This window comes from Bacillus sp. YKCMOAS1, from assembly GCF_030268125.1.
Taxonomy (GTDB): domain Bacteria; phylum Bacillota; class Bacilli; order Bacillales; family Bacillaceae; genus Bacillus; species Bacillus safensis.
On the sequence record NZ_BSEI01000001.1, the window covers coordinates 412426 to 426777 of the forward strand.

Consider the following 14352-nt stretch of genomic DNA (forward strand, 5'->3'; position numbering starts at 1 on the left):
ACAAAAAACCCGCCCCTTATGAAAGGAACGGGTTTACTTTATTTAGGTTGTTTTTGAATCAGCATCAACTGATATTTAAGCGTTTGGCTCAATGAGTCCATATTTACCGTCATTTCGGCGATAAACCACATTGGTCAAATTTGTCTCAGCATTTGTGAAAACGAAGAAACTATGACCTAACATGTTCATTTGGAGAATGGCCTCTTCGCTATCCATCGGCTTTAAGTTGAAACGTTTTTGTCTGACGATTTCTGTTTCATCAATCTCTTCGTCATCTTGAACCGCTACTTCAGCCGTACCATTTCCTCCAGCAAATAAGTGCTTTTTGGCACCTTGCTCTCGGAATTTACGGTTTACTTTTGTTTTGTGCTTTCTAATTTGACGTTCTAATTTACTGGCTGCTAGGTCTACTGCATTGTACATATCCTCATTATGCACCTCAGCTCGAAGTGCTAGATCAGTCATTGGAATGGTAACCTCAACTTTAGATTCTTGATCGTTGTAAAACTTCAAGTTCACGTTGACTGAAGCATCAACATCTGTCTCAAAATAACGCTCCAGCTTTCCAATTTTTTTCTCGACATGATCTCTTAGTGCAGGTGTTACGTCGATGTTTTCTCCTCTGACATTGTAATTCATGTAAAGAACGCCTCCTTTAAAATTAAGGATATGTAAACCTATTTCTACTTTTCCCTCCTTTTCTCCTGCTCAAACGTAAAAAAAATGTGAATATTTATTGAAATTTGTCGAATTTTGCGGTGCTTCAACTGTTTCTTGATAGGTGATGAATATATATTCGGCTGATTCTTGAAAAAGACCAGCGCACATTAAATGGTAAAAGATGAAATCGATGTTTTCAGCGATTGAGACAAGGATTTTAAATCCTCCGCAGCGGCTTTCATTTCTTCATTTGCCGCTAATGATTCTTCAACAGCAGCAGACATGTACTCCGTCTCTTCTGAGTTTCGTTTGGCTCCTTCTTCAATGACACCAACCGTTTGAGAAATTTCCTCTGTACTAGCAGAAATTTGTTCTGCAGTGGCTGACAGCTCTTCGGCTTTCATTGAAATATCACGAATAGATTCCAGGATTTCATGGAAGCTCTGTTCAGATAATTGTGATACTTTTACACCCTCTGCTACATCCCGCTCAACCTTCGTCATCGATTGCGATGACCTTTCTGTATCTTTGTTCACGTTCTCGAGTAATTGACTAATTTGATCTGTCAGCTGACTAGATTCTTCTGCCAGCTTCCTCACTTCATCTGCTACAACTGCAAAACCTCTTCCATGTTCTCCCGCTCTTGCTGCTTCTATAGCTGCGTTTAAAGCAAGTAAATTCGTCTGGTCAGCAATGGCATGGATATGACCTAACAGACCTTGAATGCCTGTAAACTGCGCTTGTACATTGGCCATTGTGGAATGGTGTTCATTCACAGACTCTTTAATAGAACTCATTTGTTTCACAAATTGTTGAATAAGAGCGGCACCCTCTTCAGCCTTTTCAGTCACTGAAATTGAGTGACCCGAAACATCGGACGTGTGTACAGCTGCATTTTGCATGCCAGTCGATACTTCTTGAATGGCAGAGGCGACTTTTCCGACCGCATCTGATTGTTCACGTGAAGCTTCACTGACCTGTTCGATCGAGCTAGATGTCTGCTCACTAGCCGATATCGTTTGACTGATGGTTTCCTCAAATTGAGCAGCAGAATCAGCAAGCTGTCTTGATCCGCTTTGCACCTGCAAAATAAGCTGACGCAAATGAGCTGTCATTTGATTAAAGGCTGTGCCGAGCTGACCAATCTCATTTTTAGAGGTCACTTCAATCTCTTCAAGGGTCAGGTCACCATCTGCCATCCTTCTTGCGGCATTTGTGACAGAAACAATTGGTTTTGTCATGCGATGAACGAATCTGACACCAATCACCAGAAAGCCAATAATAATCCCAGCACTGACCAAAATGAGTGTAAGCAATAATTGATTACTATCTTGATTAAGCTGATTGATTTTTTGATCACGTTGTTTTAGCTGGTTTTGAGCGAATTCTTTTGTAAAGGTATGTATTTCTTGTTCGATAGGTTGTAATTCTTGAGTGAGGCGGGTGTTGAATTCTTTTTGATTTTGCATATTTAATGAATTAAATAATCGATTCGTTGAGGTGTAGTAGAGATAATTTTTTTCTGAGATTTGATCTAATAGATTTTTTGCTTGTTTGACCGTACTTAATTTCGAAGCTTCTGTTGTTTTCTTATTAATATCTTCATATGTTTGCTCAATTTTCTGCAAATTTTCTGCATCTTGGACGACGACATATGTTTTAATCTGTGCTTCCTGCTTTTGCAGAAGCGCCTCTAATTCCAGCGAGGTCTGATAAAGCTTCACTTCCTTGCTTAATAACGCTTTATAGGATTGATCTGTTTTGTAATAGAGAAAGCTTGAGAATCCTAACATACTGACAAACAATACACATATGACAATAAGCCCAAATAAAAATTGATTTTTTAGTCTCATAATTTCCTCCGAATGGTCTGAATTGGACAAAAATTAATGAATGACATACGGCCTCATACAGGCATGTATTTCATCCATCCACTTTCTATATTCAGGTATAAAATATGATTTCAGGAATGATTGGAAGTGATTTGAAGGGAATGTATAGAAAGCTAGTATATCAAAACTTAAAAATATTTGATCAAACGAACGAATCGTTTTGGCAAAGTGTTCATTTTCTATAATTGAAAGCAGAAGGGGGTGTGTTGTGTCTAAATGAAAGAAGGCATGGATCAGATCATTAAAGATCCGATCCCCTTCTGTTTTGTCAAAATCCTTCTCAATTTCATCTAGATATTTTAGACTCTCTTCTATCGTATATAGAAGTTCATAATATGTGGTTAATAAAATATAGTCATTTGAACGATACGCCACAGGTCTCACCTATTTATTTCCGTTTATCGTAGTATACGCCGTCACTTGTTATGGGCTGGTATGGATTTTGATAATTCAGCTGTTTTGTTTTCTTTTTTTGAATGGCTTGAATATCTGCTTTTATCCCATTTTGGATAACCGTTAATTGTTTCGCCATCTGTTGATCTGTTTGTATGATTTCTCGGATTTTCTCTTTTTCTTGATCCGTCAATTCATGCTGTATATCTCTCATTAATTCGTCTCTCTCAATTAAAAAGGCATCAAAGTCTTCAACAAGTGTTTCACTTTGCGGATTTTCCGCTATTTCGGCTGCCATTTTTAATGTTTGTTCATGCAGCTGGTCCACAATACTCATAGAGAGCCACCGATAGAGTGGTGACGGCCTTTTCGATCGGTTTGAATGACTTCCTTCCACGCATCACGGAAATCAGTTACGTACTCTTCTACTTCATTCAAAATCTCTTCGTCATTTTGAAGATTAGCTTCTATTAGTCTGCGATAAATGTAATCATACATACTTGCCATACTCTTTGATACGTCATAGGAACGATTTAAGGTGACATTTAATTCTTGAATGATGTTTTGAGCCTTTTTCAGGTTCAAGTTTCTCGTTTCTGCATCCTCTTTTTGAATGGCATGCTTCGCTATTCTAATGAACTTTAAGCAGCCTTCATAAAGCATAAGCGTCAACTCGGCAGGTGTTGCGGTCTCAATAGAATTTTTCTGATAGGCGGCATAAGGGTTCTGTATTGCCATATGTTATAAACCTCCAATTATTGTCCAAGCAGTTGAGAAAGGTAGCCAGATTGGTTGTTTAGCTTTTGAATTGCACTATCCATGGCGTTAAACTTTTTGTAGTAACGGGCTTCAACCATTTTTAAACGATCTTGGAATGTACTCATTCGTTTTGTCAAAGAATCAAGGTCCTTACCAAGTCCGTATTCCTTTAATTCCATTGTTGTGCTTCCCGCCTTTGTTTGAATGCTCTTCGTGAAGGCAGTTAAGGAATTTTTGACACGATAAATGATTCCTTGTTCTTGATATTGCTGCTGTGCTTTGTCTTTATCTTTTGAATCCACATTTAAACTACCCGAGATAAACATTTGTCTGACTTTCTCCGGGTCTTCTTCAATGGCTTTTCTTAATTTCTCTACTCCATTTATATCCTTACTAAATTCCAGCTTTCCGCCATCTTTATACTTGGATGATGTCTCAATACCGATTTGTGTGAGTTGGATTTTATTCGCATCACTTGTCGTAATATTAGCATACAAATCACTTCTTATTTTAGAGGCACCAGATCGTAAAATGGAATCACTTCTCAGCAAGCCAGACTTCGCAGTCGTTTCCCATAGCTCTATTTCTTTTTCAGACATCCCTTTTTTCTCTTCAGCCGTTAATGGCTGATAGTCTCTGTTTTTCTTTTCATTGACTTTACCATTAATCTGCTCAACGAGCTCATTGTATTTATCAACAAATTGTTTAATTTTGTCATAGATTGCATCCACATCTGTTGAAACGTTTAAGCTGACAGGCTGATCCGTTGTTCCTTTAAGTTCGTACGTAATATCAGCCTGTGTGAATGTATTGTTGTTATTTTCCATTTTCAGACCATTAATCTCGTATTGCGCCTTCTGTCCTTGAGTGGTCGCAACTAATTTGTTATCTCCATCTACTTGGAAGCCTAATTGCGTTAAAAATGAAGCCGAATTGCCATCAGCTGCTTTAATACTGACACCCTCACCAGTTGTCCGAGAAGTAAGAGCAATTGTATCCACGTAGTTAGTGCCATCAGAGATTTGGCCTTTGTAAGCCGTCACACCTAATTGCGCGCTGTTCAGCTTTTTCACGATGTCATCGATTGTATCGGAATCAGAGGTATTGATCGTCACCATTTTCGGTTTTGTTGAATCTGGTGTCGTCACTTCAAACGTAAACGTGCCATTTGCTGGTGTAAATCCAGATGTACCAGAGGATTTGAAGACAGAAGCTGTCGCTAGTTGAGTGACATGAATAGAGCTAGAGGTCGCATTTGTTGACCCAGTTGCTGTGACAGCAGATTCATTAGAGCTTGTTACCTTTTTTGCGCCATATGTAGTTGGACGCGTTAAGTTTAAACTGTTGATCAAATCATCTAATTCTTTGATTTTCGAGTTAACCTCGCGATAGCTGTCTCTTTGCCATTCAAGTGTTTGTTTCTGGCGTGTCATTTTATCAAGTGGTGCCTGCTCCGTTTTCATCAGCTTTGATACGATTTCATCAATATCGAACACATTTGAAAATCCAGTAATACGATTGACCATTGTTTATGTTCTCCCTTCATTTACATTCTTTTATCTACAAATAAACCGACAATTTCTGTCATTGCCGCATAGAAATCAAGCCATTCCTTGGAAGGAATTTCTCTAATAACTTCTTCTGTTTGGTTATCTACGACTTTGACATAATATTCATTGAGTTTTTCATGTAATTCAAATTGAAGATGAAATTGAGTAGGTTCAATCAGCTTGTTTGCACCTTGAAGCGTTTTTTCAATTTCTTCTTTTGAAACAGCCCTGCCATTTGCTTGTGAGTCAGAGTTTACATTGTCATTCTGGTTATTAGAAACACGGGTTTGAAATGCATCGATAATTGGCTCTAGCGATGTCAACTTACCAACAGACATAGTTATTCAGCTCCTGTGCTTTAATCTATCTTTTATATCGGCTTTGAATTTGCAAATTAAATATAGATGGACCGATTTGTTAAAGTTTCCTATAGATCATGAACATCTGTATCGAAACGCTTTCACACGGAGAAGGACAGCTGAATGCAATAAAAAATCCTCACTTTTTTTGTGAGGATAATTGAGAGAGGAGATCTAAGGATAAGCTCGCAGCACGATTGTTCTCTTCTTGAATAGACAGGTACACTTCTTTCCTGTGAATATCAATGTGCTTAGGAGCCTCAATCCCGACTTTCACTTGATCGCCTTCGATTGAAATAATCTTGACTTCAATATCATCGCCTATTTGAATTGATTGGTTTAATTTACGAGACAGCACTAACATGAGGATGCCACCTCTAACAAATGTTTTGTATGATAGGCTGAATCATGCAAAATCACCTGCTTGGCTTTCATGTTTTTCCGGTTCACAATAATAGGCGCTCTTAAATTAGCTGTTGTTTTTTCAATAGATGATTCCATTGTTAAAATAACCATTACTTCCACATCATTGGCATCTTCTACTTCCAGAATGTCTACAACCGTTTCGTCTAAATCAAATTCGTATTCATTGAAGAATAAAAACGGACTGCTGACGATAAAGCCCAATGCTGCGTTTTTCAATGATTGAAGAACTAAAAACGGAGATTCTTCTGATAAAGGCAAAATGACAAACTGTTTTTGATCCAGAAATCCTGGTATCCCGTTAGAGAAGTTGATGATTTGCTCCTCTTTGATTGTCACTTCACCATGGTATTTTGTTTGAATGATCATAATTCACGACCTTTTTTGTTTTTCTTTACTATACCTTATCACCATTATGGCCCGTTTCGTCAACTTCTATTTTTAATTCTGGGTATTGTAACATATCAATATTGACCTTACCTGGCTGATAGTTAACGATTGGTTTATGAGGTGTTGCCTCTATGACAGCTTTTTGAGGCTCCACATCAATTTGAAGCTCAGAAGGCTGATAGTGAATTTTCACACTAAAGAATGAAGGTATCACACCAATGGTGAATTGTTTTGCTGGAGGACTGCCGTTGATCTTGGCAAACTCAGCAATCGCATTTCCACCATTCTCGATCTTGATAAGTTCACTTCCTTCTTCCGCTCTTCGGCCAATTCCTTCTCCAACAGCACGTTTCCCCTCAGCTGCCCATTCCTCAGAACGTCTAAAAATCGACTTGATGTCCATATCGGCAAATGCCTCAGTTTGATCAATGGTTAATTTCGATGGTGTCTTTTTGATATCCATGACAGCTCGCGGCTGCTGAATCTCAAGGTCCGCTCGTGGCTGCTCTACTTCTTGCCTAGAAGGAGTAGTCGACATTTGAAGCTTTGCATAGGTTTGCTGCATTAACAATTTAGGGATTTGCATATGTTCACCTCCATGATGCAAAAAAGCACCCATCGGATGCTTTTTATTATCTTAAGAAATCAACAAGGGATGGCTGAATGACTTTAGCTGTTGTCGCTAAAGCAGCTCTATTCACCGTCTCTTGTTGAAGAAGATCAAGAATGGCCTTTTCACTTTCAACATCTTCATTATCTGATTTAGCATTTTTCAATACTTGGTATTGTGAAGTCAAACGACTTCCTACTAAGTCAACACGATTCGAACGCGCTCCTAGGTCAGATCGCTCAGCACTCATCACTTCTTTAAACTGATCGATACTTCCTAATGCATCATCAGAATTCGCGAATGTTCCATTTTTCAATGAATTTTCTAAATCAGTCAGCATTTCAATGACATTTTGACCGTTGGCCTGTCCACCAAACGCTGAGATTGGATTTGAGTTTACATTTAAAGTAATCCCATCAGAAATGTTCGCTTGAACAGCATTTGCATCTGTATAATTTTCGAAGTTAAATGTATACGTACCGTCTGCATTCTCAACAACTGGCTTGACATTTGTACTTGTTCCATTAAATACAAACTTACCTAGCATTTGAGTGTTCATTGCATCGATGATTTGATTCTTCATCTGACCAATTTCCACTCCGATAGCTGCTAAATCTTCTGGCTGCTTTGTTCCGTTTGCCGCATCAAGCACTTTATCTCGTATATTTGACATAATATCAATAATTTCAGTGACACTTGTTTCAGATGTATCAATCCAGTTTTGTGCTTCATTTAAGTTATTTTTATACTGTTCATTTCGAAACAAGGCAGTACTATATTGAAGGCTTTTTACTGCTGCAACAGGATCATCTGACGTATTCGTGAAACGTCTTCCTGTTTGTGCCTGCTCATTAATCTTAGAAAGTTTTTCATAACTTTTACTAATATTTCGAAGTGAGTTTTGAGAAATCATACCTTGTGTGACTCGCATCCGTTATCCCTACCTTCCTACGACACCCATGCCGTTTATTACTTTATCCAGTACTTCATCTTGTAATGTCATAATTCTCGCAGCCGCATTATATGCATGCTGGAATTGGATCATATTCGTCATTTCTTCATCGATGGAGACAGCGCTAGTCGACATTCTACGTTCATTGGCTGAATTGACAAGAGCAGCTGAACTGCTTTCAAGCGTCATGTTCTTTTTCCCTTGTACCCCCATCTCAGCAATGACATTTTGGTAATAATCCTGAATGGTCGTTGTATTTCCTCCGATTGGTAATTTTAAGTCTTGTATATTAGCTAATTTCGTAGCATTCGAACCGTCACCTTGAGTTTGATTGAGAGATGCTGCAATATTATCTGTTGATGCTAAAATGACATCGCTCACTTTAATACGAGCTGCCAAACCTTTATTTAATTCATTGTTATTCTCGATATCAAAAAAGTCTTGTCCACTTGCACCAGTTAACGTGTACCCCTGCTTATGTACATCGTTAAATGTATCCATGAATACTTGTGCTACTTCATCCAGCTCTGCAAGCATATCTGGATACATGCCTTTTTCAGCACCATTTGACATGTAGCCATAAGCCTCAACAAGTGCTTTTACTTTACCGTTTACTTGTAATTGATCCGCTGCAATAGTTGTTGTTCCGAATTGAAGTGAGTTAACAAGTCCCGTTGTATTATCGTAAGAGATTTGCAGTTCAGACTTTTCATTTGTAATACCATTCAAAATGTTTCCAGCAGATTGTCCATTTGCACCGATAATGTCGATGTTGACAGTTCCTTCAGCAATTTTAAGTGCATTACCGCCAGGTGGATTGTAGCTGACCTTAATATCAACAAGTGAGGATAATTGATCTACCAAAGTATCACGTGTGTCATAAAGATCATTTGGAAGATATCCATTTGGCTCAACTGCTGCAATCTGTTTGTTCACTTCATCTATTTGAGATAAAAGAGTGTTTACATCTTTGGCAGTTGAATCGAGTTCCGTTTTCAAATTCTTTTGTACCGTTGTTAAAGAAGAATTGAGCAGACGGAATTGGTCAACTAGAGCCTGTGCACTTGTTTTAACAACTGTACGTGCAGAAGCTGTATCAGCATTTTTTGTTTCTGATAAGACCTGTAATGATTTCCATAGGTTATCAAAAGCTCTGTTCAAGCCTTCATCCGTCAAATCATTCATAACCCCTTCCATCTGTGAAAGGGCATCTGACTTCGTTGAGTAGTAAGACAAGTTGTTGTTATGATCTCTATATTGTAGATCTAAAAAGCTGTCTCGAATTCTTTCAACCGTTCCAACTTGTACACCTGTCCCCATTTGACCATACGTCTTTCCATCATAAACAGAAAGGACTGGATAAGGATTTTCTGCTTTAAAGGTCACTCTTTGTCTTGAGTAGCCCTCCGTATTTGCATTGGAGACGTTGTTTGATGTGACATAAAGCCCTGCACGCTGGGCTGTGATTCCTCTTTTTGCCGTTTCTAGTCCCATGAATGTAGAACCCATTGGTATCCTCCTTGTTTACGCCTTTGAATCAAACAAAGCCCTTTGCTGTTTAGGCTTTGAACTCTCAAGACCATTTTGTCCGTAATTCAAATTTTCTTTATTAGGGTTAACGAGATCGAATGTCAGTGAAATAAATTGAAGTGACTGCTGAATAAGCTGCTTGTTCAGTTCATTTACATCTTTTAGTTCCACCATGATGTCATTTAGTTTCTCATATAATGAAATGAGCTCTTCTTGATCTGTACCTTCAGCCTTTTCGATACATGCAGTGATGGTTGGTGATTGATCACTTTGTAAAAATTGAACGGTCGCTTCAATTCGTTTTTCTTCTAATTGAGAAATGGCCTGAATATACTTTTGCTCTAAATTCAGAACCTCTGAAAGAGCATCAATCTCATTGCTTTTCAGCATTTCTGTTTTATCCTTAGACAACTTTAAAAGCTGTTCATGCAATCCATAGAGACGATGCAGTTCTTCAATAATTATTTTAACTGACATTCACGCTGCTCCCTTTTGTTATTGTTGTTTATAAAAATTCAGCATTTTATCTGCAATGCCTTTTGTATCTACTTGATATGTTCCGGCTTCAATGCTTTTTTTAATTTGGTCAATTTTATCTTGACGTTCTCTCATAATATTCGGCACCTTTTGCATTTCGATTGCCTTTTTAGAAATTTCGACTTTATCAGTTGATTTTGCTTGATTCGATTGCAACGTTTGTTTCTCATATGTTTTCTTGTAAGGATTTACTGGTTGTGTTCCATATCGATTAATTTTCACGGGATTCCTCTCGCTTTCCGTTACAGTCTGTCTTGATTCTATCCATTTTATCGACCAAACTGCAACTTAGTTTAGGGAATCAGTCGTTTTTAGGATTAATGGCATAATAGGTGTCTTTTTTCCTAGATTCAATCTCCCTTTTACGCTCTTCTTCTTGGTTCATTTGGCTGATTTGCGAATGAATATCCTGTTCACATTGGCTGCATAGCTTGTTTTTCCTGATCGCTTTGCCACATCTTTCACAAGGATAATTAATATTCGGAAATTGACTAATTTGCAGTCTTTTCAAACGAATAAATTTCAAGATTAATTCTTCATCAACTTCAGTTGCATCTACTATTTCAGCAATGGTTGATTGTCTATTACTTTGCTTCCTCAAGAATTTATATACGATATCAAAAGAACGTTCTTCTTCTTCATAGCATTTGTTACAAACCGTTTGGATGGTGGTTTTTAAAAATAGCTGATTACATTGTGGACAGTTTGCCAATTGATTCATAACCAAAACCCCTTACGTTATTTTCTTTACTTATTATCGGTTAATTATCATGATTTTTAACTACGTATCAACGTAAAAGAAGAAACACTTTTGGCACCTGCGTCTTTTAAAATTCTTGCTGCATCATAAATGGTTGCTCCCGTTGTATAGATATCATCAACTAATATAATATCCCTTTGAACAATCACATCTGTATGCTTTATTTGAAACAATCCTTTTTGATCTAGGCGTTCATTTTTCTTTTTTTTGGACTGCTTACTTTGATGTATTTTCACGAGTGGCTGCAATATTGGCTTACCTATCAAGGAAGCGATGATGACGGACTGATTAAATCCTCTTTCTTTTAGTCTTTCATGACTTAAAGGGATCGGAATCAGCAATGGTTCTTTTATGCTGAAGGAATGTTTAAATGCTGATTGTACATCTCGTTTAAACAGCTCAACTAAAGCCGTATCACCCCGAAATTTAAAGCGAGCAAGGACATCTTTCATCAACTCATTGTAAGTATAAACTGACCTATTTTTCACAAGGACTTTAGTAGAATCAGGGCGTTCATTCCATCTATCACAGTCCTGGCACATTTGGTCATTTGACTGCGCCCTTCCACACGTTGGACAAATAGGACGCTCAATCTTTACTAAGTCATTCTTACATGCTACACAAAGACGATCATCATTTAATAGTAGGAATGATTTCCATGTAAAAGCAGGCACAAAATGCCCCTCACAAATTTGGCAAATCAATTGGGTCCCTTGTTCAGCAGCAGACGATTTTCACACCTTGGAAATGCGGAAACCTTGGAAGCTGCTTCTGTCAGAATAACCAGCATAGCAGTATTCTTCTGTTTATCCACCATCTCAGATTTACTGTAAGATATTTTATCGATATCTGTTATATATTGTGGTTTCACTTGATTCAGTGAAATTGCTAATACATCTTCCATACACTTTTCACAATGACAAATCATGTTTAATTGGTTGAGATATTGATTGAGAATTTCCTTGAGTAGTATTTCTTTTGCATTGAGTAGCATATTTTGTCTCTCCTGCCATTTGTGTATTGTGAATATAATGTACCATGATTTAGTTGAACCCACACTGTTTTTCAGAAAACTCTTTTGCAGCCGTAGCATTCATTATTACGATATGCTTCTTTGCTTGTTTCATACTTTTCGTTAAACCAAAATGAAAAAAGAAAACGTCTCCTGTACAATACTCCGGATGTCTGCCTACTCTTCCAGAAATCTGAACAAGTGCACTTTCTGTAAAAATAGTAGATTCCGAACCTAATACCCCCACTTGAACATTTGGAATGGTTACGCCTCTTTCTAGAATAGTGGTTGTAACAAGTACATCGTATACGTAAGCTCTAAAGTGCTGAACCTTTTGTTTCCTATCTGGATCATCAGCAGATACTCCCTCCACGTTTAAGGAGTGTTCTCGAAGAATCTTCGTTACCTTCTTCATGGTAGCGATTGAAGGAACAAAAAGTAATATTCTTCTCTTATTTGCAATATGTCTCTGCATCCAATTCATCACTTTAGTGGGCAGCTGATTCTTTTTTAATTTCTTTTTCCAATGTCCAATCCAATGAAAGGTCGGTACGGGTAATGGTTGTTTATGAAAACGCAGAGGAATTTTTATCGCTTCCAGTTTTCCACTAGAAACCTCTCTCGTCATTTTTTTAGAGGGTGTCGCACTTAAATAAATCCTAACCCCTCCGTTCTTTCTCATCGCCTTTAGAACAGCAAATTGGAGACGTTCATCCATTGAATAAGGAAAGGCATCGACTTCATCTACAATGAGCACATCAAATGCATTTTTGTACCTCATCAGCTGATGGGTTGTGGCAATTACAAGCGGTGCAATCTGAAACCTTTGAGAACTGCCTCCATAAAGTACAGCTATTGTCATCCCCTGAAATGCTTTTCTAAGTCGTGGTTCGAGTTCAAGCACAACATCTGTTCTAGGTGTCGCAATACAGACACTCATTCCTTGATTTAACGCATATTCGATTCCGTGAAAAAGCACCTCCGTTTTCCCTGCCCCGCAAACCGCCCAAACAAGTAGATCAAATTTGCTTTTGATAGCTTCAATCATTCTTTCTGACGCTCTTTTTTGTCCTTTAGACAGCTCTCCCTGCCATGTTAATTCAGCTTGATATGTTTCTACCATTTGTGGACCTGTCCATTCATAAAGAAACCCACATTCAGTTGCTTTTCCCATCATGATGCATGATCTACAGTACACACAATCCTTTTGACACACTTCACATGGAGAGTGAGCAAAGTACCGCTTGCGTGATACACCGCACCGGCAGCATGTAAAACCATTTACTTTCCTCTCAATCGCAAGTGTTCGATTGACTAAGCCCTTCTCCTCCAGCCAATCCAATTTGTACTGTGAGCACCTTGTTTCGGCGGTGAGCAGATGGCGTGAATGCAGCTGCCGCATTAGTTCCATTGCTTTGTCCATATTCAACTTCACCAAACACCTTTCAATTGATGTTTGCCTATTATGCGCAAAGACATGACCTTTCGTCCAACGGGTAAAATAGAAAAACAAAACCCCTTTTCCATAAGAAAAGAAGTTTTTTAGGAATTATCTAATCACCCAGCCAAGAGCTAAAGAGCCTTCACCTAGATGGGTGCCGATCACGGCACCAAAGTAGCTTTTATAAAATTCAACATGAGGATATTTTTCTGATAAGTGCGCAATTAATTCTTCTGCTTCTTCTTCTCTATTACCATGTATCAGTGTTGCTCTCATCGGAACACCACGTGATGCATCTTCATCAAATAATTCAAAAATACGTGAAATGGCTTTTTTACGTGTGCGAATCTTCTCAAAAGGGACAATTAGCTTGTTGTCAAAATGCAGAATAGGCTTTACCTTTAAGAGGCTTCCAATAAAAGCCTGTGCACCATTTAATCTGCCGCCTCTTTGCAAATGAGTTAAATCGTCTACCATAAAATACGCCCGCTGACTTTCTTTCAGGTAATTTAGATGTGCTAACACTTCTTCTAAAGAAGCACCTTCTTGGATTTTTTCAGCAGCTTCTAACACATAAAAACCTTGTGCCATACAACTTGTTTCTGTATCAAACGGGTAAATATCAATCCCGTCAACTAGATCATTCGCTGAGGCAGCACTATTATACGTTCCACTAATTCCACTTGAAAGGTGAATACTAATCACGGCGTCGTATGTTTCACTTAGTTTTTCATATAAGGCTATTAATTCACCAAAAGCAGGCTGAGATGTTGTTGGAAGATCTTTGTGTTTTTTTATTTCTTCATAATATGTCTTCCAATCCATTTCTATTTCTTCACGGTATGATTCACTGCCAAAGATGACGTTGAGGGGGATCATATGAATATTATATTTATCACGTAGCTCTTGTGGTAGATAAGCAGTACTGTCTGTTACAACGGCTATTTTCATTCTTAAATACCTTCCTTATTCGTTAAGTTACTCTTTTTTATTTTAAAAGAATGATCATTTTTTCATTAGATTTATAATAGTAATCAAAAAAGCCTGCCTAATCAATAGGCAAGCCCGCTATATCCGAAAAAGA

At 38.0% G+C, this 14352-nt stretch carries 19 protein-coding genes; all 19 read right to left on the minus strand.

Translation table 11 applies throughout. The features are described 5' to 3' along the window. Positions 1–75: 75 nt before the first annotated feature. The 19 genes from hpf to QSJ46_RS02255 all read right to left on the minus strand — a co-directional run bounded on the left by hpf (position 76) and on the right by QSJ46_RS02255 (position 14219). On the minus strand, positions 76–639 hold the full coding sequence (gene hpf / locus QSJ46_RS02165) for a ribosome hibernation-promoting factor, HPF/YfiA family (RefSeq protein WP_024423608.1): 564 nt from the start codon (positions 637–639) through the stop codon (positions 76–78). Positions 640–827: 188 nt separating this feature from the next. Beyond that, positions 828–2513 (minus strand): methyl-accepting chemotaxis protein, encoded by a 1686-nt coding sequence (locus QSJ46_RS02170; RefSeq protein WP_285604211.1) that lies wholly within the window; start codon positions 2511–2513, stop codon positions 828–830. Between the two features lie 33 nt (positions 2514–2546). Further along, on the minus strand, positions 2547–2927 hold the full coding sequence (locus QSJ46_RS02175) for a DUF8042 domain-containing protein (RefSeq protein ID WP_039181775.1): 381 nt from the start codon (positions 2925–2927) through the stop codon (positions 2547–2549). A gap of 13 nt (positions 2928–2940) precedes the next feature. Next, a complete protein-coding gene (gene fliT, locus QSJ46_RS02180) occupies positions 2941–3282 on the minus strand; it encodes a flagella biosynthesis regulatory protein FliT (RefSeq protein ID WP_107163001.1) in 342 nt (113 codons plus the stop codon). Next, positions 3279–3683 (minus strand): flagellar export chaperone FliS, encoded by a 405-nt coding sequence (fliS, locus tag QSJ46_RS02185; RefSeq protein WP_024423612.1) that lies wholly within the window; start codon positions 3681–3683, stop codon positions 3279–3281. The genes fliT and fliS overlap by 4 nt, the downstream gene beginning before the upstream one ends. A gap of 17 nt (positions 3684–3700) precedes the next feature. Then, positions 3701–5230 (minus strand): flagellar hook-associated protein 2, encoded by a 1530-nt coding sequence (locus tag QSJ46_RS02190; RefSeq protein WP_285604212.1) that lies wholly within the window; start codon positions 5228–5230, stop codon positions 3701–3703. Between the two features lie 20 nt (positions 5231–5250). Next, complete coding sequence (gene flaG, locus QSJ46_RS02195; RefSeq protein ID WP_039181788.1) at positions 5251–5592, minus strand: flagellar protein FlaG; 342 nt, start codon at positions 5590–5592, stop codon at positions 5251–5253. 160 nt (positions 5593–5752) lie between these two features. Further along, positions 5753–5977: a carbon storage regulator CsrA gene (gene csrA, locus QSJ46_RS02200; protein WP_008360181.1), complete on the minus strand. Its 225-nt coding sequence runs from the start codon at positions 5975–5977 to the stop codon at positions 5753–5755. Beyond that, the gene (gene fliW / locus QSJ46_RS02205; RefSeq protein ID WP_107162999.1) at positions 5971–6405 is read right to left on the minus strand and encodes a flagellar assembly protein FliW; all 435 of its coding nucleotides are present in this window, start codon (positions 6403–6405) and stop codon (positions 5971–5973) included. The genes csrA and fliW overlap by 7 nt, the downstream gene beginning before the upstream one ends. Positions 6406–6433: 28 nt before the next feature. Continuing rightward, the gene (locus tag QSJ46_RS02210) at positions 6434–7012 is read right to left on the minus strand and encodes a DUF6470 family protein (RefSeq protein ID WP_047201872.1); all 579 of its coding nucleotides are present in this window, start codon (positions 7010–7012) and stop codon (positions 6434–6436) included. 46 nt (positions 7013–7058) lie between these two features. Beyond that, entirely contained in the window at positions 7059–7967 is a 909-nt protein-coding gene (gene flgL / locus QSJ46_RS02215; protein WP_107162998.1) for a flagellar hook-associated protein FlgL, read from the minus strand. 9 nt (positions 7968–7976) lie between these two features. Beyond that, positions 7977–9497, minus strand: a complete 1521-nt coding sequence (flgK, locus tag QSJ46_RS02220; protein WP_041088045.1) for a flagellar hook-associated protein FlgK — start codon at positions 9495–9497, stop codon at positions 7977–7979. Positions 9498–9512: 15 nt separating this feature from the next. Continuing rightward, complete coding sequence (locus tag QSJ46_RS02225; RefSeq protein ID WP_047201874.1) at positions 9513–9995, minus strand: flagellar protein FlgN; 483 nt, start codon at positions 9993–9995, stop codon at positions 9513–9515. An 18-nt stretch (positions 9996–10013) separates the two neighbouring features. Further along, entirely contained in the window at positions 10014–10277 is a 264-nt protein-coding gene (gene flgM / locus QSJ46_RS02230) for a flagellar biosynthesis anti-sigma factor FlgM (RefSeq protein ID WP_024423620.1), read from the minus strand. Between the two features lie 79 nt (positions 10278–10356). Continuing rightward, complete coding sequence (locus tag QSJ46_RS02235; RefSeq protein ID WP_039181808.1) at positions 10357–10776, minus strand: TIGR03826 family flagellar region protein; 420 nt, start codon at positions 10774–10776, stop codon at positions 10357–10359. Positions 10777–10832: 56 nt separating this feature from the next. Beyond that, positions 10833–11489 (minus strand): ComF family protein, encoded by a 657-nt coding sequence (locus QSJ46_RS02240; protein ID WP_235435992.1) that lies wholly within the window; start codon positions 11487–11489, stop codon positions 10833–10835. A gap of 26 nt (positions 11490–11515) precedes the next feature. Then, positions 11516–11809, minus strand: coding sequence for a late competence protein ComFB (comFB, locus tag QSJ46_RS02245; protein WP_047201875.1), 294 nt, complete (start codon positions 11807–11809; stop codon positions 11516–11518). A gap of 49 nt (positions 11810–11858) precedes the next feature. Beyond that, on the minus strand, positions 11859–13256 hold the full coding sequence (locus tag QSJ46_RS02250) for an ATP-dependent helicase ComFA (RefSeq protein WP_285604213.1): 1398 nt from the start codon (positions 13254–13256) through the stop codon (positions 11859–11861). A 120-nt stretch (positions 13257–13376) separates the two neighbouring features. Then, positions 13377–14219, minus strand: coding sequence for a DegV family protein (locus tag QSJ46_RS02255; protein ID WP_047201877.1), 843 nt, complete (start codon positions 14217–14219; stop codon positions 13377–13379). Between the last annotated feature and the right edge of the window lie 133 nt (positions 14220–14352).